At 75.0% G+C, this 22,264-nt stretch carries 21 protein-coding genes; 14 read left to right on the top strand and 7 right to left on the bottom strand.

Going from position 1 to position 22,264, the window contains the following annotated elements; translation table 11 throughout:
• The first annotated feature begins 18 nt into the window (after positions 1–18).
• From M2302_RS02615 to M2302_RS02605, 3 genes are all read left to right on the top strand, one after another.
• Positions 19–2,601 carry a trypsin-like peptidase domain-containing protein gene (locus tag M2302_RS02615; protein ID WP_280836359.1) on the top strand — a complete coding sequence of 861 codons (2,583 nt, stop codon included), beginning with the start codon at positions 19–21 and terminating at the stop codon, positions 2,599–2,601.
• Positions 2,598–3,974, top strand: coding sequence for an extracellular solute-binding protein (locus tag M2302_RS02610; protein ID WP_280836358.1), 1,377 nt, complete (start codon positions 2,598–2,600; stop codon positions 3,972–3,974). Before M2302_RS02615 ends, M2302_RS02610 begins: the two co-directional genes overlap by 4 nt.
• 183 nt (positions 3,975–4,157) lie before the next feature.
• Positions 4,158–4,931, top strand: a complete 774-nt coding sequence (locus tag M2302_RS02605) for a hypothetical protein (protein ID WP_280836357.1) — start codon at positions 4,158–4,160, stop codon at positions 4,929–4,931.
• Between the two features lie 56 nt (positions 4,932–4,987).
• Here the strand turns inward: M2302_RS02605 and M2302_RS02600 are convergent, their stop codons facing one another.
• Positions 4,988–5,464, bottom strand: coding sequence for a GNAT family N-acetyltransferase (locus M2302_RS02600; RefSeq protein ID WP_280836356.1), 477 nt, complete (start codon positions 5,462–5,464; stop codon positions 4,988–4,990).
• A 71-nt stretch (positions 5,465–5,535) separates the two neighbouring features.
• Complete coding sequence (locus M2302_RS02595) at positions 5,536–5,793, bottom strand: Prokaryotic metallothionein (protein WP_280836355.1); 258 nt, start codon at positions 5,791–5,793, stop codon at positions 5,536–5,538.
• Positions 5,794–5,951: 158 nt separating this feature from the next.
• Here M2302_RS02595 and M2302_RS02590 point away from each other — a divergent pair, with 158 nt between their 5' ends.
• From M2302_RS02590 to M2302_RS02580, 3 genes are all read left to right on the top strand, one after another.
• The gene (locus M2302_RS02590; protein ID WP_280836354.1) at positions 5,952–6,227 is read left to right on the top strand and encodes an isoamylase early set domain-containing protein; all 276 of its coding nucleotides are present in this window, start codon (positions 5,952–5,954) and stop codon (positions 6,225–6,227) included.
• 119 nt (positions 6,228–6,346) lie between these two features.
• Positions 6,347–7,087: a lytic polysaccharide monooxygenase gene (locus M2302_RS02585; protein ID WP_280836353.1), complete on the top strand. Its 741-nt coding sequence runs from the start codon at positions 6,347–6,349 to the stop codon at positions 7,085–7,087.
• A gap of 23 nt (positions 7,088–7,110) precedes the next feature.
• Positions 7,111–7,722 carry a DUF305 domain-containing protein gene (locus M2302_RS02580; RefSeq protein WP_280836352.1) on the top strand — a complete coding sequence of 204 codons (612 nt, stop codon included), beginning with the start codon at positions 7,111–7,113 and terminating at the stop codon, positions 7,720–7,722.
• A 36-nt stretch (positions 7,723–7,758) separates the two neighbouring features.
• On the opposite strand, the gene msrB is transcribed toward M2302_RS02580, so the two are convergent.
• Positions 7,759–8,172 carry a peptide-methionine (R)-S-oxide reductase MsrB gene (gene msrB / locus M2302_RS02575; RefSeq protein ID WP_088963296.1) on the bottom strand — a complete coding sequence of 138 codons (414 nt, stop codon included), beginning with the start codon at positions 8,170–8,172 and terminating at the stop codon, positions 7,759–7,761.
• A gap of 47 nt (positions 8,173–8,219) precedes the next feature.
• Between msrB and ligD the strand changes: the two genes are divergently transcribed.
• Positions 8,220–9,257, top strand: coding sequence for a non-homologous end-joining DNA ligase (gene ligD, locus M2302_RS02570; protein WP_280836350.1), 1,038 nt, complete (start codon positions 8,220–8,222; stop codon positions 9,255–9,257).
• Between the two features lie 24 nt (positions 9,258–9,281).
• On the opposite strand, the gene M2302_RS02565 is transcribed toward ligD, so the two are convergent.
• Complete coding sequence (locus tag M2302_RS02565; RefSeq protein ID WP_280836349.1) at positions 9,282–9,578, bottom strand: hypothetical protein; 297 nt, start codon at positions 9,576–9,578, stop codon at positions 9,282–9,284.
• A gap of 88 nt (positions 9,579–9,666) precedes the next feature.
• On the opposite strand from M2302_RS02565, the gene M2302_RS02560 reads away from it, so the two are divergent.
• From M2302_RS02560 to M2302_RS02535, 6 genes are all read left to right on the top strand, one after another.
• Entirely contained in the window at positions 9,667–9,855 is a 189-nt protein-coding gene (locus M2302_RS02560; protein ID WP_179803768.1) for a hypothetical protein, read from the top strand.
• A gap of 48 nt (positions 9,856–9,903) precedes the next feature.
• Positions 9,904–10,308, top strand: a complete 405-nt coding sequence (locus M2302_RS02555; RefSeq protein ID WP_280836348.1) for a hypothetical protein — start codon at positions 9,904–9,906, stop codon at positions 10,306–10,308.
• Between the two features lie 88 nt (positions 10,309–10,396).
• Positions 10,397–13,588, top strand: a complete 3,192-nt coding sequence (locus M2302_RS02550; RefSeq protein WP_280836347.1) for an FtsX-like permease family protein — start codon at positions 10,397–10,399, stop codon at positions 13,586–13,588.
• On the top strand, positions 13,585–16,338 hold the full coding sequence (locus M2302_RS02545; protein WP_280836346.1) for an FtsX-like permease family protein: 2,754 nt from the start codon (positions 13,585–13,587) through the stop codon (positions 16,336–16,338). Before M2302_RS02550 ends, M2302_RS02545 begins: the two co-directional genes overlap by 4 nt.
• A 1-nt stretch (position 16,339) precedes the next feature.
• Positions 16,340–17,338, top strand: a complete 999-nt coding sequence (locus M2302_RS02540; RefSeq protein WP_280836344.1) for an ABC transporter ATP-binding protein — start codon at positions 16,340–16,342, stop codon at positions 17,336–17,338.
• Entirely contained in the window at positions 17,335–18,057 is a 723-nt protein-coding gene (locus tag M2302_RS02535; protein ID WP_280836343.1) for an ABC transporter ATP-binding protein, read from the top strand. Before M2302_RS02540 ends, M2302_RS02535 begins: the two co-directional genes overlap by 4 nt.
• A 446-nt stretch (positions 18,058–18,503) precedes the next feature.
• On the opposite strand, the gene M2302_RS02530 is transcribed toward M2302_RS02535, so the two are convergent.
• On the bottom strand, positions 18,504–18,956 hold the full coding sequence (locus M2302_RS02530; RefSeq protein WP_179803777.1) for a GNAT family N-acetyltransferase: 453 nt from the start codon (positions 18,954–18,956) through the stop codon (positions 18,504–18,506).
• Between the two features lie 73 nt (positions 18,957–19,029).
• Between M2302_RS02530 and M2302_RS02525 the strand changes: the two genes are divergently transcribed.
• Positions 19,030–19,542, top strand: a complete 513-nt coding sequence (locus tag M2302_RS02525; RefSeq protein WP_210779537.1) for a potassium channel family protein — start codon at positions 19,030–19,032, stop codon at positions 19,540–19,542.
• Here M2302_RS02525 and M2302_RS02520 read toward each other — a convergent pair.
• Together M2302_RS02520 and M2302_RS02515 are read right to left on the bottom strand one after the other, a co-directional pair.
• Positions 19,469–20,986 (bottom strand): alpha/beta hydrolase, encoded by a 1,518-nt coding sequence (locus tag M2302_RS02520; RefSeq protein ID WP_280836530.1) that lies wholly within the window; start codon positions 20,984–20,986, stop codon positions 19,469–19,471. The genes M2302_RS02525 and M2302_RS02520 overlap by 74 nt on opposite strands.
• A gap of 99 nt (positions 20,987–21,085) precedes the next feature.
• The gene (locus M2302_RS02515) at positions 21,086–22,201 is read right to left on the bottom strand and encodes an ATP-dependent DNA ligase (RefSeq protein ID WP_280836342.1); all 1,116 of its coding nucleotides are present in this window, start codon (positions 22,199–22,201) and stop codon (positions 21,086–21,088) included.
• Positions 22,202–22,264: the final 63 nt, after the last annotated feature.

Here is a 22,264-nt window from a genome sequence, read left to right as displayed (position 1 = left end):
GCGTCGGACCACCGCGTGATGCCCGGCGCGACGGAGCGTCCACCGCAGCGGCCCTCGCGCCCCGTACCCGGCGAGGCGACGCTCGCGGTGGCGGCCGTGCACGACCGGGCCGGGAACGTCGTCGGTGCGGCCTTCCTGATCGACTCCGCCCGCCTGCTGACCTGCGCCCACGTGGTGCAGGCGGCGCTGGGCCCGGAGCCGGTGGCGCCCGGGCCGGCCGAGGCCGTCGTGGTGTCGGTGAGTTTCCCCCTGGTGGCGCCGGGCCGCCGCCTCGCCGCGCTGGTCCTGCCGCAGCACTGGCAGCCGGGGCGGCCGGACGGCTCGGGCGACTACGCCGTGCTCCAGCTCGTCGCGCCGGCGCCGGTCGGGGCCCGGCCGGTCCGGCTGGCCCGCCCCGGCCAGGCCGGCACCCGGGACCGGGTCTGCCGGGTCTTCGGCTTCCCCCGCGCGCTGCCCGAGGGCCGCTGGTTCGAGGGGTGGGTGGTCGGGCCGATCGGCGGCGGCTGGATCCAGCTCGCCAACCGCAGCGACTCCGGCTACCAGATCGAGCCGGGTTTCTCCGGCGCGCCGGTGTGGGACAGCCGGCTGCGCTGCGTCATCGGCATGATCGTCGCGGTCGACCAGGTGGTCCGGCCGCAGCCGGCCCGCCCGGCCGCCTTCATGATCCCGATCCGCCGGCTCCCGGTGGCCGACCAGTTCGGCCGGCCCCGGGTGCTGCCCCGCTGGCGGCAGCCGTTCAGCCGGTGGCGCACCGGTCCCGCCCCGGCCGCCGCCCGCTGGTCGCCGCGAATCCGGGCCCGGGTGGCGGCGCTCCTGGTGGCGCTGCTGGCGGTCGGCCTCGCCGCCGTGCCCGAGCCGCTGGGCGGCTGCGCCGGGCCGGTCGAGCTGCGGGTCGCCGCCGCCCCGGACGACCTGGTCACCTACCAGGCGGTGGTCGCCGCGTACGAGTTGTGGACGGCGGCCCGCGCCGGGGGCTGCCGGACGACCAACGTCTTCGTCTATCCCGCCGCGCCGCGCGAGGTGGCCCAGGGTCTCCAGCTCGGCTGGGCGGAGTCCGCCGGCCGGCCGGCGATCGAGGGCGACCCGGGGACGCCGGGCTGGTACCCGGCCGACGTCGGGCCGCGCCCGGACGCCTGGTTCCCGGGCGCCGAGCTGCCGTCGCAGCAGGTGCTGAACCTGACCACCGTCCGGGACTACCTGACGGTGGCCCGCTCGCCGCTGGTGCTGGCGGTGCCGCGCGCCCTCGTCGACCCCGCCCGCGACGACGCCGACCGGCAGCGTTCGCTGTCCTGGCCCGAGCTGTTCGCCAAGGCCAGCCGGGGCCCGGGGGAGGAGCCGACGGTCACCGCCTCGGGCCGGCGGGTGACCGGCACCGGCTGGCAGGTCGTCCGCCCCGATCCGGCGGTGTCCCCCGAGGCCCGGATGGTCGACGTGGCGCTGTACGACGGCGCACCCGACACGGCGTGGATCCGCCAGCAGGTCGAGCAGCGCCTGGAGGCCGCCCAGGACGAGCGCGGCTTCCCGCTGGGCAGCCTCGCCGCCGTGCTGTGCCGGCAGCGGCAACTCGCCGCCGACCCGGCCGCCCCGGCGCCGCCCGCGGTGGTCACCACCGAGCAGGCGCTGGTCCAGTTCAACCTCGGCGAGCGGCTCGGCGACGGCTGCGTCGAGCGCGGCCGTCCCGCGCCCGGCCGGGCGCTGGTGGCCTTCTATCCGGAGCTGACCCCCGGGGTGGACCACCGCCTGGTCCTGCTGCGCTGGCCGGACTCCGTGCAGAGCCCCGCCGCCCGGGCCGCCGCGGACGACCTGCGCCGCTGGTTGACCGGGCCGGGGCGGGACGATCTGCTGGCCCGGGGCTTCCGGGTGCCCGGCCGGGACGGGACCGGGCGGGCGCTGACCGAGGAGAACGGCGTGCTGCCGGGCTGGCTGCTGGACAACCCGCAGTGGGAACTCGTCGACGGCTCCGACGCGCTCGCCCTGAACACCGCCGACCAGCGCTACCGGGAGGCCCGGCGGCCGGCCCGGGTGCTGCTGGCGCTGGACACGTCCGGCTCCATGCTGGCGGAGGCGGGCCGGGGCACCCGGTTCGACGTGGCGGTGGACGGCATCGCCGCCTCGCTGCGCCGCCTCGGCGGCCGGGACGAGGTCGGGGTGTGGGCGTTCTCCACCGCCTACCGAGGGAACGCCGGGCGGCTGCGGGAGGTCGGGCGGGCCGACCGGGCGCGGGACGAGGCGCTGGTCGCCCGCCTGCGGCGGACCGTGCCGGCGGGGGACACGCCGCTGTACCGGACCATCGACGCCGCGATCGGCGAGCTGCGCCGGCTGGGCGGCGGGGACGAGCACCTGCGGGCCGTCGTGGTCCTCACCGACGGGCGGGACACCGCCAGCGGCGGCCTGGTGCCCCGGGTGGAGGGCGACCCCCCGGTACGCCTCTACGTGATCGCCGTCGGCGAGGCGAGCTGCGACGACCGGGTGCGGACCCGCACCCTGCGGCAGACCGCCAGGGCCAGCGGCGGGCAGTGCCTGCAGGCCGAGGCGAGCACCGTGGACCGGGCGCTGACCGGGCTGTTCCGTCAACTCTGGGAGAAGGGAGCCGGCCAGTGACCGACCGGAAGCCGCGCGGTGCGTCCGGGACTGCTCGTCGCCGGCGTCGGGTGCCGGCGTCGTTCCTGCTCGGGGTGGCCGTCGGCACGGTGATCGGTGTCGTCGCCACGCTGGGCTGGTACGTCGCCACCCGGGAGGAGCCGCTGGAGCGCGGCGAGCTGGTGGTCCTCAGCGGCAAGGACACCAGCTCCGGCGGGCAGCGGGAGGAACTGGTCAAGCTCTGGAACGTGCTGCACCCGCAGAGCCCGGCCCGGATCCGGGAGGCGCCGGTCACCACCGACCAGCAGCACAGCGAGATGGTGGGCATCGCCCAGGCGCAGGCGGCGGGCGGTGGCGACGACCCGGACGACGCCGTGGACATCTACAACCTCGACGTCACCTTCACCGCGGAGTTCGCCGCCGCCGGCCACCTGCGCCCGATCGACGAGGCGCGGCTGGCCCCCGGGCACCTCGACGCGTTCGTGCCGGAGGTGCTGGACAGCTGCCGCTACCGGGGCTCGCTCTGGGCGCTGCCCTTCAACACCGACGCCGGCCTGCTCTTCTACCGGTCGGACCTGGTGACCGGCGGGGCGCCGGCCGCTCCGGGCGAGGCGCCCCGCTTCGACTGGGACGCCATCCTCGACCGCAGCGCGGCGCTGCCCGGTGCGGGCGGCGCGACGCAGCGGCCCGCCGCCGGGTACGTCGGGCAGTTCGGCCCGTACGAGGGGTTGACCGTCAACGGGATGGAACTGCTCTGGGCCGGCGGCGTCGACCGGCTCGTCGACGAGACCGAGAACCGGGTGGTCTTCCAACGGGAGCGGTGGGAGCGCCGGCTGCGCGACGTCGCCGCGGCCCGGCGCGACGGCCTGCTGGTGGGCGACGCCTTCACCGTCCCCGGCGACGAGGCGCGCAGCCTGCGGGACTTCCAGGAGGGCCGCGCGCTGTTCATGCGCAACTGGCCGGTCAACTACCGGTCGCTGGCCGACACCGACACGCCGGGGCCCCGGGTGCCGTTCGAGGTGACCCGGCTGCCCGGCCCGTCGGCGCTGGGCGGCCAGAACCTCGCCATCGCCAAGCAGAGCCGGCAGCCGCGCGCCGCCCAGGCGCTGATCGAGTTCCTGACCCGGGAGGAGGCCCAGCGCACCTTGTTCACGGTGGGTGGCTTCGCGCCGACCCGGACGGACGTCTACGCCGACGCGGCGCTGCGGCAGCGGTTCCCGTACCTCGCGCTGCTCGGCGAGGCGGTCCGGGAGGCCCGGGTACGGCCCCGGGTGCCGCACTACTTCCAGTTCAGCCGGGTGTTCCGGGAGGGCGTCCGGACCGCTTTGGAGGGGGACGGCACGCTGCCGGAGGACTTCGAGGCCCGGCTCAACCAGGCGCTGCGGGGTGGTTGACGGCGGCCGGGCCACGGCGTGCGCGGCCCCGGCCGACGCTTGGTGTCGTACCACGGCCTTCGCGGCGCCTCGGCCCGGGGCGCTGGCGTCCATGTATTTCAATCGCTGCTGTCAGCAGTGCACATGCCAGCGCGCGGGAGGTTCAGGTTGGACGCAGTCGGACTCGTCTCCGCCGTTGTCTCCGTGGCCGGTGCCGTGCTCACCGCATTCCTCGGCTACTGGTACCAGCAGCGGGCGCGCCGGCTCGACCGGCAGGGCTACATGGACCGCTACGGGGCGCACATGGCGTTGGCGGCCTTCGAACTGCAGAGCCGGATCTTCAACATCCTGCACGGTCACCGCGTCGACCTGATCGGACAGAGTCGCGGTTTCCTGACCGCCTTCGTGGTGCACGGCACCGCCGAGGACGCCGAGTACGCGCGACGCAGTACGGCTTTCGTGTTCGCGGAGTACCTGGCCTGGGTGGAGATCCTCCGTCGGGACGTGCAGTTCCTCGATCTGGGGAAGAACAAGCTGAACCGGGACGTGATGCGGCAGATAGCGCTCATCACCGGGACCATGAGCAGGGTCCGGGGCGAGCGGGCAGCGCCGGGTAACGAGTTCTGCATCTTCCGCACCGCCCAGCGCGCGATCGGTGAAGTCATGATCAAGGTGGACGGCGAGATCGAACGGCGGCACTGTCGCGGCTACGCCGAGTTCACCACTCTTCTCAACGGGGATGAGTCGTTCGGGAGTTGGTTCGCCCCGATCCTGCGCGACGTCGACCGGGTTGCGGCCGATCTGGAGCCCGCCCTGCCGAGGCTCACCGCACTGCAACACCAACTCGTCGGCCTGATCGATCTGCTCGACCCGAGGTTCATTCGATTTCCCCGTGAGCAGAGGTCGCTTTTCGCGGAGTCGGGCGACGGTGCACCGCAGCCAGTGGTCTCGCCCCGCTCCCGTCAACGCGGTCCCTGACCGGCGAGAGGCCGTAACCCGGCCAGCAGCCGGGATAGGGCGTCTCGCAGAAAACGCTATCCGTCAATGCCCCGACGGTTGGCGGCTCGGCGCTCCCGGTGCATCGGGACGTGCGGGATGCCGTCCTCGACGTACTCCGGGCCGGTCACCGCGAAGCCGTGCCGGGCGTAGAAGTCGACCAGGTAGGACTGCGCCTCCAGCACGCACGACCGGTCGCCGACCAGCCGCAGCGCCTCGCTCATCAGCCGGCCGGCGTGCCCGCCGCCACGGGCCGCCGGCGCCACCACCACCCGGCCGATCCGCGCCGCGCCGTCCGGGTCGGCCAGGATCCGCAGGTAAGCCAGCACGGCGCCGTCGCGCTCCAGCCAGAGGTGCCGGGTGCCGGGCTCGACGTCCCGGCCGTCCAGCTCCGGGTACGGGCAGTGCTGCTCGACCACGAACACGTCGATGCGCAGCCGGAGCAGGTCGTGGAAGGTGCGGGCGGCCAGGTCGGCGAAGGCGGCGACCCGGACCTGGGTGGTCTGCGGCGGCATCCCGCGATGGTAGGCCGGGCGGTGGCGCGTACCCCGGCAAGCCCCGGTCCGGTGCGGGCCGGGGCGCGCGGTCAGGCCGGGCGGGCGCCGACCGCGTCGCGGATCTCGGCGCCCTGGGCCTCCTCGGCGCGGGCGCAGTGCGCGCAGCAGAAGAACCGGCCGCCGACCTCCACGCCGTGGCCGAGGATCTTGACCTCGCAGTGCTCGCAGATCGGCGCCAGCTTCTGCGCCGCGCACTCGAAGCAGTCGAAGGTGTGCGTGTCACCGCTGACGGTGCGCACCTCGAACGCCATCCAGTACTCGTTGCCGCAGACCTCACAGGTAGCCACGATCAAAAACCCCCCGAATCAGGACATGTGACATCAGGGTGCGCCAGGGCGGGGGCCGTTGGGGGCGAAATGCCGCGAGTGGATCCGGCCGGACGGCGTTTCGCCCCCGGCGTGTCGCGCGTTGGGCCTGGTGAACCGCCTCGACCCCGGAGGACCACGTGATCAAGCGCAACAAACTCTTCGGCAACCAGACCCGGGTCACCTTCTGCCTGCCCCGGGACACCCCGCCCGGCCCGGTCAGCGTCGTCGGCTGCTTCAACGGCTGGGAGCCCGGCCGGCACGAGCTGGTCGCCCGCCGCGACGGCACCCGGACGGTGACCGTGAAGCTCGGCCCCGGCGAGTACCGCTTCCGGTACCTCGCCAGCGGGGGCGTCTGGCTGGACGACGACTCCGCCGACCGAATCGACGAGAAGGGCAGCCTGCTGCGGCTCTGAGCGGGGGTCAGGAGCATCATGGACGTCGATGGTTTTTATCGACAGGAGTCTTTACTGTTAACAAGGTTTAAATTATGTTGGTGGCACCTTCAGCAGGCCGAAGCCGAGGAGTTGCCATCATGCGTCGAAGAGTCACCGTCCCGGTCCTGGCGGCGGGCGCCGTCGTGTCCTCGCTCGCCGTCGCCGCCCCCGCCCAGGCGCACGGCTACGTCTCCGGACCGCCCAGCCGCCAGGCGCTCTGCGCGCAGAACCGGGTGCCCGACTGCGGGCAGATCAAGTACGAGCCGCAGAGCGTGGAGGGCCCGAAGGGGCTGCGCAACTGCCACGCCAACATCGCCCACTTCGCCGTCCTGAACGACGACAGCCGGGGTTGGCCGGCCACCTCGGTCGGCAGCTCGGTGACGTTCACCTGGGTCAACACCGCCCGGCACGCCACCAGCAACTGGGAGTACTTCATCGGCGGCACCCGGCTGGGCGTCTTCAATGGGGGCGGCCAGCAGCCCGGCGCCACCGTGTCGCACACCGTGAACCTCGGCGGCTTCTCCGGCCGGCAGAAGATCCTCGCGGTGTGGAACATCGCGGACACCGCCAACGCGTTCTACTCCTGCGTGGACGTGCAGATCGGTGGCGGCGGCGGTCCGGGCCCCAGCCCGACGCCGACCCCCACCAGCTCGCCCACCCCGACGCCGCCGGCTCCCACCACCCCGCCCGCCCCGAGCGGCAGCTGGACCGCCGGTCGCGCCTACCAGGTGGGTGACCAGGTCACCTACAACGGGCTGAGCTACCGGTGCCGGCAGGCGCACACCGCGATCCCGGGCTGGGAACCGCCGAACGTGCCGGCGCTGTGGTCGCAGGTCTGACCGGACGGGTACGGCCCGTGCCGGTGCGGGCCGCATCCGCCCCTCGGCGCGACCCGGCCAGGGGTGGCCTGGCACGGGCGGTGGTGCTCGTCGCGCTCGCCGCCCTGCTGCCGGCCGCCGGCTGCGCTGACGCCCCGACCCCGCAGGCGACCCGTCCCGCGACCGCGGCTCCGACGGACACCGCGCTCGGCACCCTCGACGTGGTGTACCTGACCATGATGGTGGCCCACACCGAGCAGACGATGGAGATCGTCCGGCTGGGGCGCGACCGGGTGACCGACCCCGAGCTGCGCACCCTGGTCGCCGCCATCGAGGTGACCGAGGCCGACGAGCTGACCACCATGCGCGCCTGGCTGCGCGACGCCGGTCCGGCCGCGACCGCCGGGCGGCACGACCACAGCGGGCACCTCGCCGCCCCGGCGGACCTCGCCCGCCTGCGGAACGCCCCGGCCGGCCAGGTGGACGCCGTCCTGCGGCGGTTGCTCTGCAGCCACCAGCAGGAGGCGGCCGACCTGGCCCGGGCGCACCGGGAGACCGCGACCAGCACCCGGGTACGCGAGCTGGCCGGGCGGGTCGAGCAGTCCCGTACCGCCGAGGTGCGGCTCCTGACGGCGCCGGCGACCGCCGGGCGGTAGGCGACGACGCCCGGCCGGCCGGCGTTGCCCGGCGGGTCAGGCGTCGGTGCGTGGCTCCAGCCGGATCGACAGCGAGTTGACGCAGTGCCGGGTGTCCTTCGGGGTGAAGTGCTCGCCGTGGAAGACGTGCCCGAGGTGGCTGTCGCAGCGCGCGCAGCGGATCTCAGTGCGGCTGTGGCCCAGGGTGCGGTCCTCGATCTCCTTGACCCGGCCGGGGATGGCGTCGTCGAAGCTCGGCCAGCCGCAGTGCGAGTCGAACTTGGTGTCACTGGAGAAGAGTTCCAGGCCACAGGCCCGGCAGTGGTAGACGCCGGGGGTCTTGGTGTCGACGTACTCGCCCGTCCACGGTGGCTCGGTGCCGGCCTCGCGCAGCACCCGGAACTCCTGCGGGCTCAACCGGACCCGCCACTCTTCCTCGGTGCGGGGCAGCTCGTTCTTGTCAAGACTCACCCGCTAACGGTACGTCGGATGTCGGGGGCGTCGCATATGGTCGCGGAATGGGCGGCTCCTCGAAGGCGACGGTGACCGAGATCGAGGTCGCCGGGCACACCGTCCGGCTGAGCAGCCCCGACCGGGTGATCTTCCCCGGCCGCGGCTTCACCAAGGCGGACGTCTTCCACTACTACCTGGCGGTCGGCGACGGGATCATGCGCGCCCTGCGGGACCGCCCCACCACGCTCCAGCGCTTCCCCGAGGGCATCGAGGGGGAGATGTTCTTCCAGAAGCGGGTGCCCACCCGGGGCGTCCCGCCGTGGGTGCGCACGGCGAAGATCAGCTTCCCCAGTGGGCGCAGCGCCGACGAGCTGTGCCCAGCCGACCTGGCCCACGTGGCCTGGGCCGCCCAGATGGGCACCATCGTCTTCCACCCCTGGCCGGTGCGGGCCGCCGACGTGGACCGCCCCGACGAGTTGCGCGTCGACCTCGACCCGCAGCCCGGCACCGACTTCGCCGACGCGGCGACCGCGGCCGGCGAGGTGCGCGCGCTCCTGGCCGAGCTGGGTGCGACCGGCTGGCCGAAGACCTCGGGCGGCCGGGGCGTGCACGTCTATCTGCGCATCGAGCCCCGCTGGACGTTCACCGAGGTGCGCCGGGCCACCATCGCGCTCGCCCGCGAGCTGGAGCGCCGCCGCGCCGACCTGGTCACCACCGCCTGGTGGAAGGAGGAGCGGGGCCGGCGGGTGTTCGTCGACTACAACCAGATGGCCCGGGACCGCACCATCGCCTGCGCCTACTCGCTGCGCGCCAACGCCCGGGCCACCGTCTCCACCCCGGTCACCTGGGACGAGCTGCCCGACGTCGAACCGGACGACTTCGACCTGCGCAGCGTGCCCACCCGGCTCGCCGAGCGGGGCGACCCGCACGCCGGCATCGACGACGCCCCGTTCGACATCACCCCGCTGCTGGAGTGGGCCGAGCGGGACGCGTCCGCCGGCCAGGGCGACATGCCGTACCCGCCGGACCACCCGAAGATGCCCGGCGAGCCGAAGCGGGTGCAGCCGAGCCGGGCGAAGCGCGAGGCCGACGAGACCGCCTGAACAGGCGGCCGCACGGCTCGTCGACTACGTCCGCCGCTGGGCCGTCCAGGCAAGGAACCTGTCGAACAGGTCCGCCGGGGACGGGGCTGGGTTCGGGCTCAACTTGAGCAGGTCGGCGGTGGCGTCGAAGAGGCAGCCCGCCATGTAGACGGAGAGCGCCACCGGGTCCCGGCAGTACTCCATGCCGAGCAGCAGCCGCGCCGGCGGGCACGGCCAGGCGGCGGCGCACACCCGGCACAGCCAGAGCGGCCGCATCGGCACGTGCGGGCGGACCGCCCGCCGCTGACGGTCGGGTACGGCGGAGATGTGCGGCGTGACCATGCACCCATGCTGGCCGATCCTGTTGTCTACGTCAACAGTCACCGTAGTTGTCGGCGTATGGCGACTGCGCCGCTGTCATCGTCAACGTGTGGAGCTTGTCGGCGTGTCGGAGATTCGCGAGATGCTCGGTGGCGTCTCCCGGCAGCGCGCGTCCGTGATCGCCAATCAACGGAACTTCCCGGAGCCGATCGCCGTCCTGGCCATGGGCAAGGTGTGGCGGAAGTCCGATGTCGAAAAGTGGATCAAGCAGCACCGGCCGGACTCGCTCGCCGACTGAACGCGCCGACGGCTCCTGTCCGAGCAGACTTCCGGCACACTGACCGCCATGACCTCCACTTCCGGCGTGGTTCGGCGACTGGTCGGCGTCTACCACGCCGACGGCGGACTGCGCGGCGAACTGGCGTACCTGGTCGGCAAGGTGCGGGGGACCACCTCGTGCCCGCTGTGTGACGTCACCCACCACGGTCTCGGCCGCAAGCGGGAGTGGCGGGAACTCGTGCCCGAGCTGGGGGTGCCGGTGGACCTGGTGCACCTCAACGAGCGCAGCCCGGCGGTCCGGGCGGCCAGCGAGGGCCGTACCCCCTGCGTGCTGGCGGTGACCGACGGCGGCCCGGTGGTGCTGCTCGGCCCGGACGAGCTGGCCGCCCTCAACGGCAGCGTCGCCCGCTTCGCCGAGGCGCTGCGCGCGGCCGCCACGCTGGCCGGCCTGCGCTGGGACGGCGTCGGATAACGATCATGTAAAGGGCGCGAACCTTTTCCGGCCCGTACCCCCTCTACCTGGTCACCGGCCCAGCGAGGGCCCCGGGGGAGGCGTACGGATGAAGCTGGTGTGGAGGCGGGCCTACGAGGCGCGGGGCCTGCTCGCGGCGGCGGCGGTCGCCGCGTTGGTCGCCGTCGCGCTGGTCACCGGGTTGTCCGACTACAACCAGCGGGCGATCGACGCCGGGCAGCGGGCGATGCTGGCGGCGGCACCCGCCGCCGAGCGCAGCCTGCTGATCAGCGGGTCCGGTGGCCGGGACGCGGCCGAGGCCGCCGGCCGGGACCGGGCCGTCCGGGACAGCTTCGCCGGCGGGCTCGGCGGGGCGACGGTCGTCGTGTCCGGCGCCCGCCACGGCACCGGCCGGGAGCTGACCGGCGACCTCGGCACCGCCCGCACCGATGACGACCCGGTCTTCGCCGACCTGGCCACCCTCGACGACCTCGCCGGCCGCGCCGAGCTGGTCGGCGGAGCCTGGCCCGTCGCCGGGGCGAACCCGACCCAGGTCACCGTGCCCGAACGGGTCGCTGGCGCGCTGCGGCTCACCCCCGGCACCCGGGTGCCGATGACCGACCGCAGCTCGGGACGCGCCGCCGACGTGGTGGTGTCCGGGATCTTCCGCCCCCGCGACCCGGCCGCGCCGTACTGGCAGCTCGCCCCCGGCGTGCACGGCACCGGCGACGACGGCGACTCGTACGGCCCGTTCGCCCTCGACCCGGCCGACTTCACCCGCACCTTCCCCGGCTCCACCTCGGTCTCCTGGGTGGTCGAGCCGGACCTGCGCAGCGTCGCGTCGAGCCGGCTGCCCGAGGTGCAGCAGGCGGTCGCCACCGCCGCCGTCGAGGTGCCCGAGAAAGCCGGTCTCGGCTCGTCCGCGCAGAGTGTCACCGGCCTGGACCGGCTGATCGACCGGCTCGGCCGGGCCGACCTGGTGGGCCGCTCGGCGCTGCTCACCCCGCTGCTGCTGATCGTGGTGCTCGGCGGCTACGCGCTGGTGCTGGTCGCCGCGCTGCTCAACGAGGACCGGCGGGCGCAGACCGCGCTGCTGCGCGCCCGCGGAGCCGGCCGGGGCCAGCTCGCCAACCTCGCCGTACGGGAGGCGACGCTGGTGGTGCTGCCGGCCGCGCTGCTCGCGCCGCCGCTGGCCGGCGCGGCGCTGCGCGGGATCAGCGGCGGCGAAGGCCCGGCCGGCCTCCGGCTGGACGGCGGCGGTGCCGGGGCGGTCTGGGCGGTCGCCCTCGCCGCGGCGGTGGGCTGCCTGCTCGCCATGGTGCTGCCGGCGCTGCGCCGCGCCGGCAGCTACGTCGCCGACATGGCCGCCCGGTCCCGCCCCACCCGGGCCGCCACCGTGCAGCGGGCCGGGGTGGACCTGGCGCTGGTGCTGCTCGCCCTGCTCGCCTGGGCGCAGCTGCGCCAGTACTCCTCGCCGCTGGCCGGCGCGGGCGGCCGGCTCGGCATCGACCCGCTGCTCGCCGTCGCCCCCACCCTCGGCGTGCTGGCCGGGGCGGTGCTCGCCCTGCGGCTGCTGCCCCCGGCCACCCGGGTCGCGGAACGGCTCGTCGACCGGCGGCCCTGGACGGCGACCATGTTCGGCATGTGGCAGGCGGGCCGCCGCCCGCACGCCGGGCCGGTGCTGCTGCTCGCCCTCGCCGTCGGCGGCAGCACCCTGGCCTGGTCGCTGGTCAGCACCTGGGAGCGGTCGCACACCGACCAGGCCGACCACAGCGTCGGCGCCGACCTGCGGGTCACGGAGCGCGGCGGTGCCGCGCCCGTGGACCGGGCCGCCCACCTGGCCGGCGTGCCGGGGGTGCGGCAGGTGCTGCCGGCCTGGCGGGACGAGGTGCGGCTGGGCCGCGACAGCCTGCCGACCACCGTGCTCGCCCTGGACGCGACCGCCGCGCCGGACGTGGCCCTGATCGCCGACCGGCTCGCCGACCAGCCACCGAGCGAGTTGCTCGCCCGGCTGGCGCGCGACCGCGACGCCCCGGCCGGCGTCCCGCTGCCCGCCGACGCCCGGCAGCTCAGCGGCACCGTCCGCACCCCGGTACGCCAGCCGGTGACCGCCCAGCGGATCGAGGCGTCGGTGCTGCTCACCCGGGCCGACGGGCTGGCCCTGGCGCTGCCGCTGGCCACCACCGACTCCCTCGTCGACCGCCCGGTGCCGTTCGCCGTCGACCTGCCCCCTGGCGCCTGGCGGGTGGCCGGATTTCAGGCCGACGCCGGTGACGCGGCGGCCCCCGGCTACGGGCTGCGGATCGACGGGCTGCGGGTGACCGACGCGGCCGGCACCTCCCGGCCGGTCGCGCTGGACGGCGACTGGTCCATGGTGGACGCGGTCCTGGACGCGCCGGTGCCGACGACGGCCGTCACCGCGGGCGGGGTGAACGCCGACTACCGGATCACGTTGACGGAGGGCGGCCGCTTCGCCCGGCAGCCGACGGTCCGCTTCGCCGTCGTACCGGTGGGAGAGAGCCGGCCGGTGCCGGCGCTGGTCACCCCGCAGGTGCTGGCGGCCCTGAACGTCCGGCTCGGCGATGTCGTCCCGCTGCCGCTGTCCGGGGCGTCCGTGCCGGTGCGGGTGGTCGGCGAACTGGACGCGCTGCCGGGCGTGGCCGACGGCGGGGGCGTGCTGATCGACCTGCCCGCCGCGACGGAGTGGCTGGTCCGGCAGCGCGCCGTCGTCCGGCCGGTGCCGGAGTGGTGGGTACGCACCGACGACGGTGGGCACGCCGCCGCGGCGGCGGCGATCCGGGACCTGCCGGCCGTGACGGTCCTCGACCGGCGGGCCGTGGCCGAGGAGGCCGGCCGAGACCCGTACTGGCGGGGCGCGCGGACCGGGCTGCTCGCCGCGGCCCTCGGGTCGGTGCTGCTCGCCCTGGTCGGCCTCGCCGTGGACGTGTGGGCCACCGCCCGGCACCGGCTGGGCGAGTTCGCCGTCCTGCACACCCTCGGCGCCGGGCCGCCCCTGCTGGCCCGCGCGATGTTGGCCGAGCAGACCTTCCTGGCCGGCATCGGCGTCGCCGTCGGCCTGCTGGTGGGCGCGGGGGTGGGCGCCACCATGGCGCCGCTGGTGATCCTCACGCCGGGCGCCGGCCGGCCGGTGCCGGAGGCGGCCTTCAGCCTGCCCTGGACGCCGATCGGGCTCACCGCGCTCGGATTGCTGCTGGCCGCCCTCGCGTGCAGCGCCGTCCTGACCACCGGCATCCGGCAACGTGTCGCAGCCGCGCGGCTGCGGATCGGGGGAGAGCGATGAGCGTCCTGGCCGTGCTGCGCAGGGTGCGCGCGTACGGGGGGCACTTCCTGCTCCTCGCGGTGCTGGCCCTGGTCACCGCGCTGCTGGTCACCGGGATGCCGCGGATCGCCGACCGGCTCTCCGGCCAGGGGTTGCGCGAGCAGTTGGCCGACGTGCCGGGACCCCAGCGCGACCTGCTCTACACCCGGCCGGCGCAGCCGCGGCCCGGCCAGCCCGGGGTGGCCGCCGACCATCGGGCCGGCCTGGACTCCCTGCTGGCGGGGATGCCCGCGCCGGTGCGCGAGGTGGTCGGCGAGCGCTGGTACGTCGCCGACACCGAGTTCGGCCGGCTGACCGGGCCGGAGCTCACGTGGGACAAGGGGCTGTTTGACCTCAGCCTGCGCAGCATGACCGGGCTGCCGGAGTCGGCCACCCTGGTCGACGGCCGCTGGCCGGGCGAGGGGGCGGACCGGGCCGCGCCGGTGGAGACCGTGCTCGCCGAACCGGTCGCGCGGTCAACCGGCCTGCGCACCGGCAGCCGGTTGCATTTGGCGCTGCTCGCCCCCGACGGCCGGAAGTACGCCGCCACGACCGTCGCGGTGGTCGGCCTGTTCCGGCCCGTCGACGCCGAGGGCGGCGCCTGGGACGCGCTCCCCTCGGCGCTGCGGCTCACCCCACCGATCGCCGACGGTTTTCCCTTCGAGATGGTGGGCCTGACCGACGACGCCAGCTTCGACGACCGGGCGGCGGCCGGCTGGGCGGTCGGCTTCAGCTGGCGCTACCGGATGGACCCCGAGCGGCTCACCCCGGGTCGCCTCGACGCGGTGGTCGACGGCGTCGCCCAACTGGACCGGGAGCGCCCGGCCGGGCTGCTGCTCGCGCAGGGCACCGACATCCCGCTGCGGCAGTACGCGCACTCGCTCGCCGCCGCCCGTACGCTGCTGACCGTCATCGCCGCCGGGGTGCTCGCCACCCTCGCCGGCCTCACCGTGCTCGCCGCCCGGCTGGCGGTGCGCCGCCGCCGCGACGAGTACCTGCTGCTGCGCGCCCGGGGCGGCTCGACCACCACGGTGGTCCGGCGCGGCCTGGCCGAGTCGCTGCTGGTGGTGCCGGTCGCCGCGGTGGCGGGGTGGCTGCTCGGCGGCCTGCTCCCCGCCGACCCGCTGGGCGCCGGCACACCCGACGCGGCGAGCCGGCTGACCGTGGCGGCGGCGGTGCTGGCCACGCTGGCGCTGCCGGTGGCGGTGCTGACCGGCCAGCGGGACGGCGGCGGCCGGTCAGACCTGCTGCGCGCCCGCAGCGGAGCGGGCCGGGTCACCGTCGAGGTCACCGTGCTCGGCCTGGCCGCGCTCGCCGCGTTCCTGCTGCGTAGGCGGGGTCTCGTCCTCGGCGGCGAGGTGGACCCGCTGTTGGTGTCGGTGCCGGTGCTGCTCGCCGTCGCCGCCGCGCTGCTGGCGCTGCGCGCGTACCCGTGGCCGTTGCGGCTGTTCAGCCGGCTGGCTGCGCGGGCGCGCGGCGCGGTCGCCTTCCTCGGCACCGCCCGCGCCGGTCGGGCCGGGGTGGCCGGGCCGCTGGTGGTGGTCGTGCTGGCGGTTGCCACGGCGGCCTTCTGCGGGGTGGTCGCCGTCGGCATCGAGGACGGGCGGGACCGGGCGGCCGCCCGAACGGTGCCGGCCGACGCGCTGGTCAGCGGCGACCGGTTCGCCCCGGACACGGCGACCGAGCTGGCCGGTCTGCCCGGGATCCGGGCGGTCACCCCCGTGCTGGCCACCCCCGGGCAGCGGCTCTACGCCGACTCCGACGGCCGCCCCGGCGGGGCCGGCGAGGCGTACGTGCTGCTGGTGGAGCCCGCCGGTTTCGCGGAGGTGGCCCGGCGCTCCGGGCTCGACCTGGCGGTGCCCGCCGCGCTGGGGGCCGGCGGGGACGTCGCGACGGCGTTGCCCGCGCTGGTGTCGCCGGACTTCGCCGCCGCCCTCGCCGACGCGCAGCTCGCCGACGGCGCGGGCCGCCGGCCCGGCTGGGTGGACGTGCAGGGCAACCGGCTGCCGTTCCGGGTCGCCGGCACGGCGGAGGAGTTCCCGCTGATCCCGGGCGGGACGGGACGGTTCCTGGTGCTGCCCTGGCCGGGGCTGCCCGCCAACGCCCCGCACCCGCTCGCGCCGACCGGGTTCCTGCTCGCCGCCGGCGACGCCACCGTCGACCGGGCGGCGCTCGGGCGGGTCGCCGAGGAGGGACAGACCCGCTACCAGACCAGCGGCGCGGTGACCGGCGGGAAGCGACCGCTGCCCCCGCAGGTGACGACCTGGGCGGCCGAGCGGGAGCGGCTGGGCGGCAGCGGGGTCAACGGGCTGCTCGCCTTCGGCTTCGCCACCGGCGCGGCCGGCGGCGGCGTGCTGGGCCTGCTCGCGCTGGCGTTCGCGGTGCTCGCGGGCGCCCGCGGCCGGGCGCAGGTGCTGTCCCGGCTGCGCACGATGGGGCTGTCCCGCCGGCAGTGGCGGGGCCTGCTGCTGGTGGAACTCGCCCCGCTGGTGGTGGTCTCGGTGCTGACCGGTGCCGTGGTGGGCGCCCTGCTGCCGGTGCTGCTGAACCCGGTGCTGGGGTTGTCCGCGTTCACCGGCGGGGCGCCGGTGACGGTGCGTTTCGAACCCGGCCTGGTGGCCGGGGTGCTCGGGCTGGCCCTGCTGGCGCTGGCCTTCGCCGTCGCGGTCGAGGCCGTGAACAACCGTCGGATGCGCCTCGGCGAGGTGCTCCGGCTCGGAGAGGAGAGCTGAGATGACCGCTACCGCCGAGACGTCCGCCGTACCGGATCTGGCCGCGTTGCAGCGGCGGGCCGCGCAGCGCGCGGCCGAGCGGGCCGGCGGGCAGGACCGCCTGCGCGGGCACATCGTCTGCGACGGCCTGGTCCGGATCTTCAAGACCGAGGGGGTGGAGGTGGTCGCCCTGCAGGGGCTCGACCTGGTCATCGACCGGGGTGAGCTGGTGGCGATCGTCGGCGCGTCCGGCTCCGGGAAGTCGACGCTGCTCAACATCCTGTCCGGGCTGGACACCCCGACCGCCGGGATCGCCCGGGTCGCCGACTACGACCTGCTCGCCCTCTCCAACCGCCGACGGTTGAGCTACCGCCGGGACGTGGTCGGCTTCGTCTGGCAGCAGACCGGCCGGAACCTGCTGCCGTACCTGACCGCGCGGGAGAACGTCGAGCTGCCGATGAAGCTGGCCGGTCGGGCCGGCGGCGGGCGGGCCCGGCGGCGGCGGGCCGAGGAACTGCTGGACTTGGTCGGGGTGGGCTACTGCGCCGGCCGGCGGCCCGGCCAGCTCAGCGGCGGTGAGCAGCAGCGCTGCGCGGTGGCGGTGGCGGTGGCGAACGACCCGGAGGTGCTCTTCGCCGACGAGCCGACCGGTGAGCTCGACGAGGCCACCGGTGCGGAGGTCTTCGCGGCGCTGCGCACCATCAACGCCGAGCTGGGCGTGACGATCGTGGTGGTCACCCACGACCAGGCCGTCGCCACCCAGGTCCGCCGGACCGTCGCGATCCGCGACGGCCGGACCGCCTCCGAGGTACGCCGGACGGCGCGGATCGGCGCCGACGGCAGCACCGAGCTGGTCAGCGAGGAGTACGCCGTGCTCGACCGGGCCGGCCGGATGCAGCTACCGGCGTCCTTCGTCGACGCGTTGGCGCTGCGCGACCGGGTCCGCCTCAACCTCGAACCGGACCACGTCGAGGTCCGCCCCGGCGACCGTACGCCGAAACCGAACGGGAGTGACGCATGAGCGAGCAGGTTTCCGCCGGCCGGGCCGGTGCCGCGGCCCTCGTCGACGAGGTGGTCCGGGTGGAGGGGGTGAGTCGGACCTTCGGCCGGGGTGAGCACGCCGTGCACGCGGTGCGCGACGTCTCCTTCGTGGCCGGCCGGGGCGAGCTGGTGGCCGTCCGGGGCCGCTCGGGTGCCGGCAAGACCACCCTGCTGAACCTGGTCGGCGGGCTGGACCGGCCGGACAGTGGCCGGGTGCGGGTGGCCGGACACGACGTGACCGCCGCCGGTGAGGCCGAGCTGCTGCGGCTGCGCCGGGGCACGGTGGGCTTCGTGTTCCAGACCTTCGGGCTGGTGCCGATCCTCTCCGCCGCGGAGAACGTCGGCGTGCCGCTGCGGCTGGCCCGGGTGCCGGCGGCGGAACGGGAGGAGCGGGTGGCCGTGCTGCTGGAGCTGGTCGGGCTGGGTGGGCACGCCGCGCAGCGGCCGTACGAGCTCTCCGGCGGGCAGCAGCAGCGGGTGGCGGTGGCCCGGGCCCTGGCCAACGAGCCGGCCCTGCTGATCGCCGACGAGCCGACCGGCCAGCTCGACTCGGAGACCGGGCGCTCGATCATGGACCTGCTGCGCGCGGTGGTGCACGCCCGGGGCATGACGGCCCTGGTCGCCACGCACGACCCGGCCCTCATCGAGCTGGCCGACCGCACCCTCAACCTGCGCGACGGCCACCTGGTCGACGCCTGACCCCCACCGCGCCTCCGACCGGACCTGCGTGCCGCGCCGGACCTGCGTGCCGCGCCGGACCTGCGTGCCGCGCCGGACCTGCGCGCCCCGCCGGACCTGCGCGCCCCGCCGGACCTGCGCGCCCCGCCGGGGGCGGCGCGCCCCACGCCCGGCCGCGCTCCGGCTTGGTGCGCGCCGGCCCCTGCGGGGAACGACCAGCACCCGGTCAGCGGACGCTACCGACCTGATGACGTAAACGAATCGCCCGCTGGCCGACGCCCCTCAGCAACCCGGACCCATGCCGCCCGCAGGCCCTCGTCGGCCACCACTCAACTCCGGTGACGAAGAAGTTTGCGTCGCCGTAAGGATGGATTTTGACGCAACCCTCTTGATCACCGAGGTGGGGGAGCGGGGGTGATTCGTTTGGGTCATCAGGTTCGTAGCGGGTGAGGTGGGGGAGCGGGGGGTCAGAGGGGGAGTTTCATGCCTTCGTGGCTTGCGACGAAGCCCAGGCTGCGGTAGAAGCGGTGGGCGTCGGCGCGGGTCTTGTCGGTGGTGAGCTGGACCAGGGCGCAGCCCCGCTGCCGGGCCTGGTCGACGGCCCACTCCATCATCCGCCGGCCCAGCCCCCGCCCGCGCAGGTCGGAGCGGACGCGCACGGACTCGATCAGGGAGCGCTCGGCGCCGTGCCGGCCCAGCCCCGGGATGTACGTGATCTGCATGCAGCCGACCAGCTCGCCCGCCTCGTCGGCGACGATCAGGTGGTTGCGCGGGTCGGCGGTGATGTCGGCGAAGGCCCGCTCGTACGCCTCGTCGACCTCGGTGAAGTCCCGCGCCTTGCCGAGCACGTCGTCGGCGAGCAGAGCGATGACGGCGGGCAGGTCCGCCCGTACCGCCTCCCGGAAGATCACATCGGTCATGGCCGCAGCCTGCCACAGCGACACTCGACGATGTGCGGGCGTGGGTTGCCTTAAGCGGGCAGCATGGTGCGGCATGGAGCCCCTGCTGCTGCCCTTCCGGTGGATCTACCGGGGACTGGTGTGGTTCGCGAACTCGCCGCGTACGCTGATCATCTCGTATCTGCTCATGATCGTGGTGGCCGGCGTCATCTACGGCCAGGTGGAGAACGCCAGCGCCGCCGACGCGATCTGGTGGGCGGTGGTCACCGCCTCCACCGTCGGGTACGGCGACATCTCGCCGACCACCTGGGCGGGGCGCTTCCTCGCCGCCCTGCTCATCTCGACGATGGTGCTGCTGGTCATCCCGCTGATCACCGCGCACTTCGCCAGCCGGCTCATCGTCGACGACGACGCCTTCGAGCACGACGAGCAGGAGGAGCTGAAGCACGACGTCCGCCGGATGCGGGTGCTGCTGGAGGAGCTGGCCACGCGGTACGGAATCGACCTGCCCGAGCCGGAGCGGCGTCAGCCGCTCAACGCGCCGGACAGCGGAGCCCCTCTCTGGGAACGGTCAAGGAGATCAGGTAAGCGTCCACCGCGTTCGTGACGCAGGTCGTCTGCGGGTAGGCGGTGTGCCCCTCACCCTCCCAGGTCAGCACCCGCCCCACGCCCAGCATCGAGGCCAGCCGCGGCGTCTGCTCGTACGGGGTGGCCGGGTCGCCGGTGGTGCCGACCACCAGGATCGGCGGCGCGCCGACGGCCTTGCCGGTCGGGTACGGATCCCGCTGCCCCGGCCACTGGGCGCAGCCCAGCATCCCGACCGCCAGGGCCGGCCCGAACAGCGGGTACTTCTGCCGCCACTGCGACTGCATCTGCCGGATCTGCTCCAGGCTCGGCTTCTCGGTCTCGTCCGCGCAGTTGATGGTCAGGTTGGCGTCGAAGAGGTTCGAGTAGCGCCCGTCCTCCTCCCGGCCGGCGTACGCGTCGGCGAGCCGGAACACGTCGGCTGGGTCGCCGCCCTCCAGCTTGTCGATCGCCCGGCCCAGCTCCTCCCAACCCGACTCGGTGTAGAGCGAGGAGATGACCGCGTAGAAGACCCAGCCGGAGGTGGCCTCGCGACCGCCGGCGCCGCGCACCGGCGAGGCCTTCGCCTTGTCGATCGCGGCGGTCACCGCCGCCCGGGCGTCCGGGGCGATCGGGCAGCGGCCGGCGTTGGCCGCGCACCAGCGGGTGAAGTTGCCGAACGCCCGCTCGAACCCCTTGGCCTGGCTCTCCGAGCCGGCCATCAGCTTCTGCTGCGGGTCCACCGCGCCGTCGAGCACCAGCGCGCGCACCCGCTGCGGGTAGAGCTGGGCGTACGTGGCGCCGAGCAGGGTGCCGTACGAGTAGCCCAGGTAGGTCAGCTTCTCGTCGCCGACCGCCGCGCGTACCGCGTCCATGTCCCGGGCGGCCTGCTCGGTGCCGTAGAGCGGCAACTGGTCGCCGTACTTGTCGCCGCAGCCGGTGCCGATCTTCCGGTTCAGCGCGACGTAGTCGTCGAACAGCTCCTGGCTGGCCGGGTCGGGGTCGAAGCCGAAGCTGGTGTCCAGGTCGGCGTCGGAGATGCACTTGACCGGGCTGGACCGAGCCACCCCGCGCGGGTCGAAGCCGACGATGTCGAACCGGTCGGTGATCGAGGCGGGCAGCCCGCCGAACGCCTGCCCGAAGGAGAGGTAGACGGCGGTGTCCACGCCGGAGCCGCCCGGACCGCCCGGGTTGATGACGAGTGAGCCGATCCGGTTCCGCTGCTTCGACGAGCGGGCCCGCAGCAGCGAGATCTCGAAGGTCTCCCCGCCGCCCGGGCCGGCGGTCGCGCCGCCGCCGGTGCCCCAGTTGCGCGGTACGGCGATCTTCGCGCACTCGTACCGCATCCCCGGCGCGCCGCGCCCGACCAGGTCCTCCGCGACGTCCGGGCAGTCCCGCCAGGTCGGGGTGCTGCCCGGTGCCGCGGCCCCGCCCTGCGTCTCGGTGCGCGGCGCGAGGGCCGGCAGCGTGCACCCGGCGGCGAGCAGCGCCGCCGCGGCGAGCCCGGCGACGGTGAGCCGGACCCGGCGGACGAGGTGGGGAGTGCGGATCACCAGCGAGCCTCCATGATCGTGTCGACGGCCAGGCTACGCGGGGCCGGCGGCGGCCGGCTCCACGGTGGCCGTCGGGTCGCCGCGCAGGACCTGGTCCACGTCGAAGCGGACCGGCCGGTCGAGCTGGTCGTAGCGGCAGGACCGGGGGTCGCGGTCGGGTCGCCAGCGGACGAACCGGGCGGTGTGCCGGAACCGGTCGCCCTCCATCGCGTCGTAGCCCACCTCGACCACCAGCTCGGGGCGCAGCGGCTCCCATTCGAGGTTCTTGGTGCCGGTCCAGCGGCTCACCCCGCCCGGGATGCGCTGGCCACGCTCGTGGTCGCCGTGCACCCACGGGTGCTCGTCGCCGATGTCCCGGTAGGGGGCCAGCTCCTCCAGCAGCTCCGCGCGCCGGGCCATGGTGAAGGAGGCGCTGACCCCGACATGGTGCAGCACCCCGGCGTCGTCGTAGAGGCCGAGCAGGAGCGAGCCGACCACCGGGCCGGACTTGTGCCAGCGGAAGCCGGCCACCACCACGTCGGCCGTCCGGGCGTGCTTGACCTTGAACATCGACCGCTTGCCCGGCTCGTACGGCAGCTCGGCCGGCTTGACGATCAACCCGTCCAGCCCGGCGCCCTCGAACACGTCGAACCAGCGGCGGGCCGTCTCCGGGTCGGTGGTCACCTGGGTGACGTGCACCGGCGGGCGGACGCCGGCCAGCGCCTGCTCCAGCCGGGCCCGGCGGCGCGGGTACGGCTCGTCGAGCAGCAGCTCGTCGCCGAGGGCGAGCAGGTCGAAGGCGACGAAGTCGGCCGGGGTCGTCTCGGCCAGCAGCTTCACCCGGGAGGCGGCCGGGTGGATGCGCTGGGCGAGCAGCTCGAAGTCGAGCCGGGGCTGGCCGCCCGGGCCGTCCCGGCGGATCACGATCAGCTCACCGTCGACGGCGCACCGCTCGGGCAGCTGCCGGCGGGCCTGCTCGACCACCTCGGGGAAGTATCGCGTCATCATCTTGCCGCCCCGGCTGGCCAGCTCGACCTCGTCGCCGTCGCGGAACACGATGCACCGGAAGCCGTCCCACTTCGGCTCGTACGTCAGGCCTGGGTCGGTGGGCAGCTTGGCCACGCTCTTGGCCAGCATCGGCTCCACTGGGGGATTGATCGGCAGGTCCACGGCGACCAGTCAATCAGACGGTGCCGACAGTCGTGAGGCAGATCACCGGCGGTGGCGGTGCGG

The organism is Micromonospora sp. A200, assembly GCF_029893845.1.
Classification (GTDB): Bacteria; Actinomycetota; Actinomycetes; order Mycobacteriales; family Micromonosporaceae; genus Micromonospora; species Micromonospora purpureochromogenes.
The sequence above is the reverse complement of the archived record's forward strand: the minus strand, read 5'-3'. Positions and strand labels throughout refer to the sequence as shown.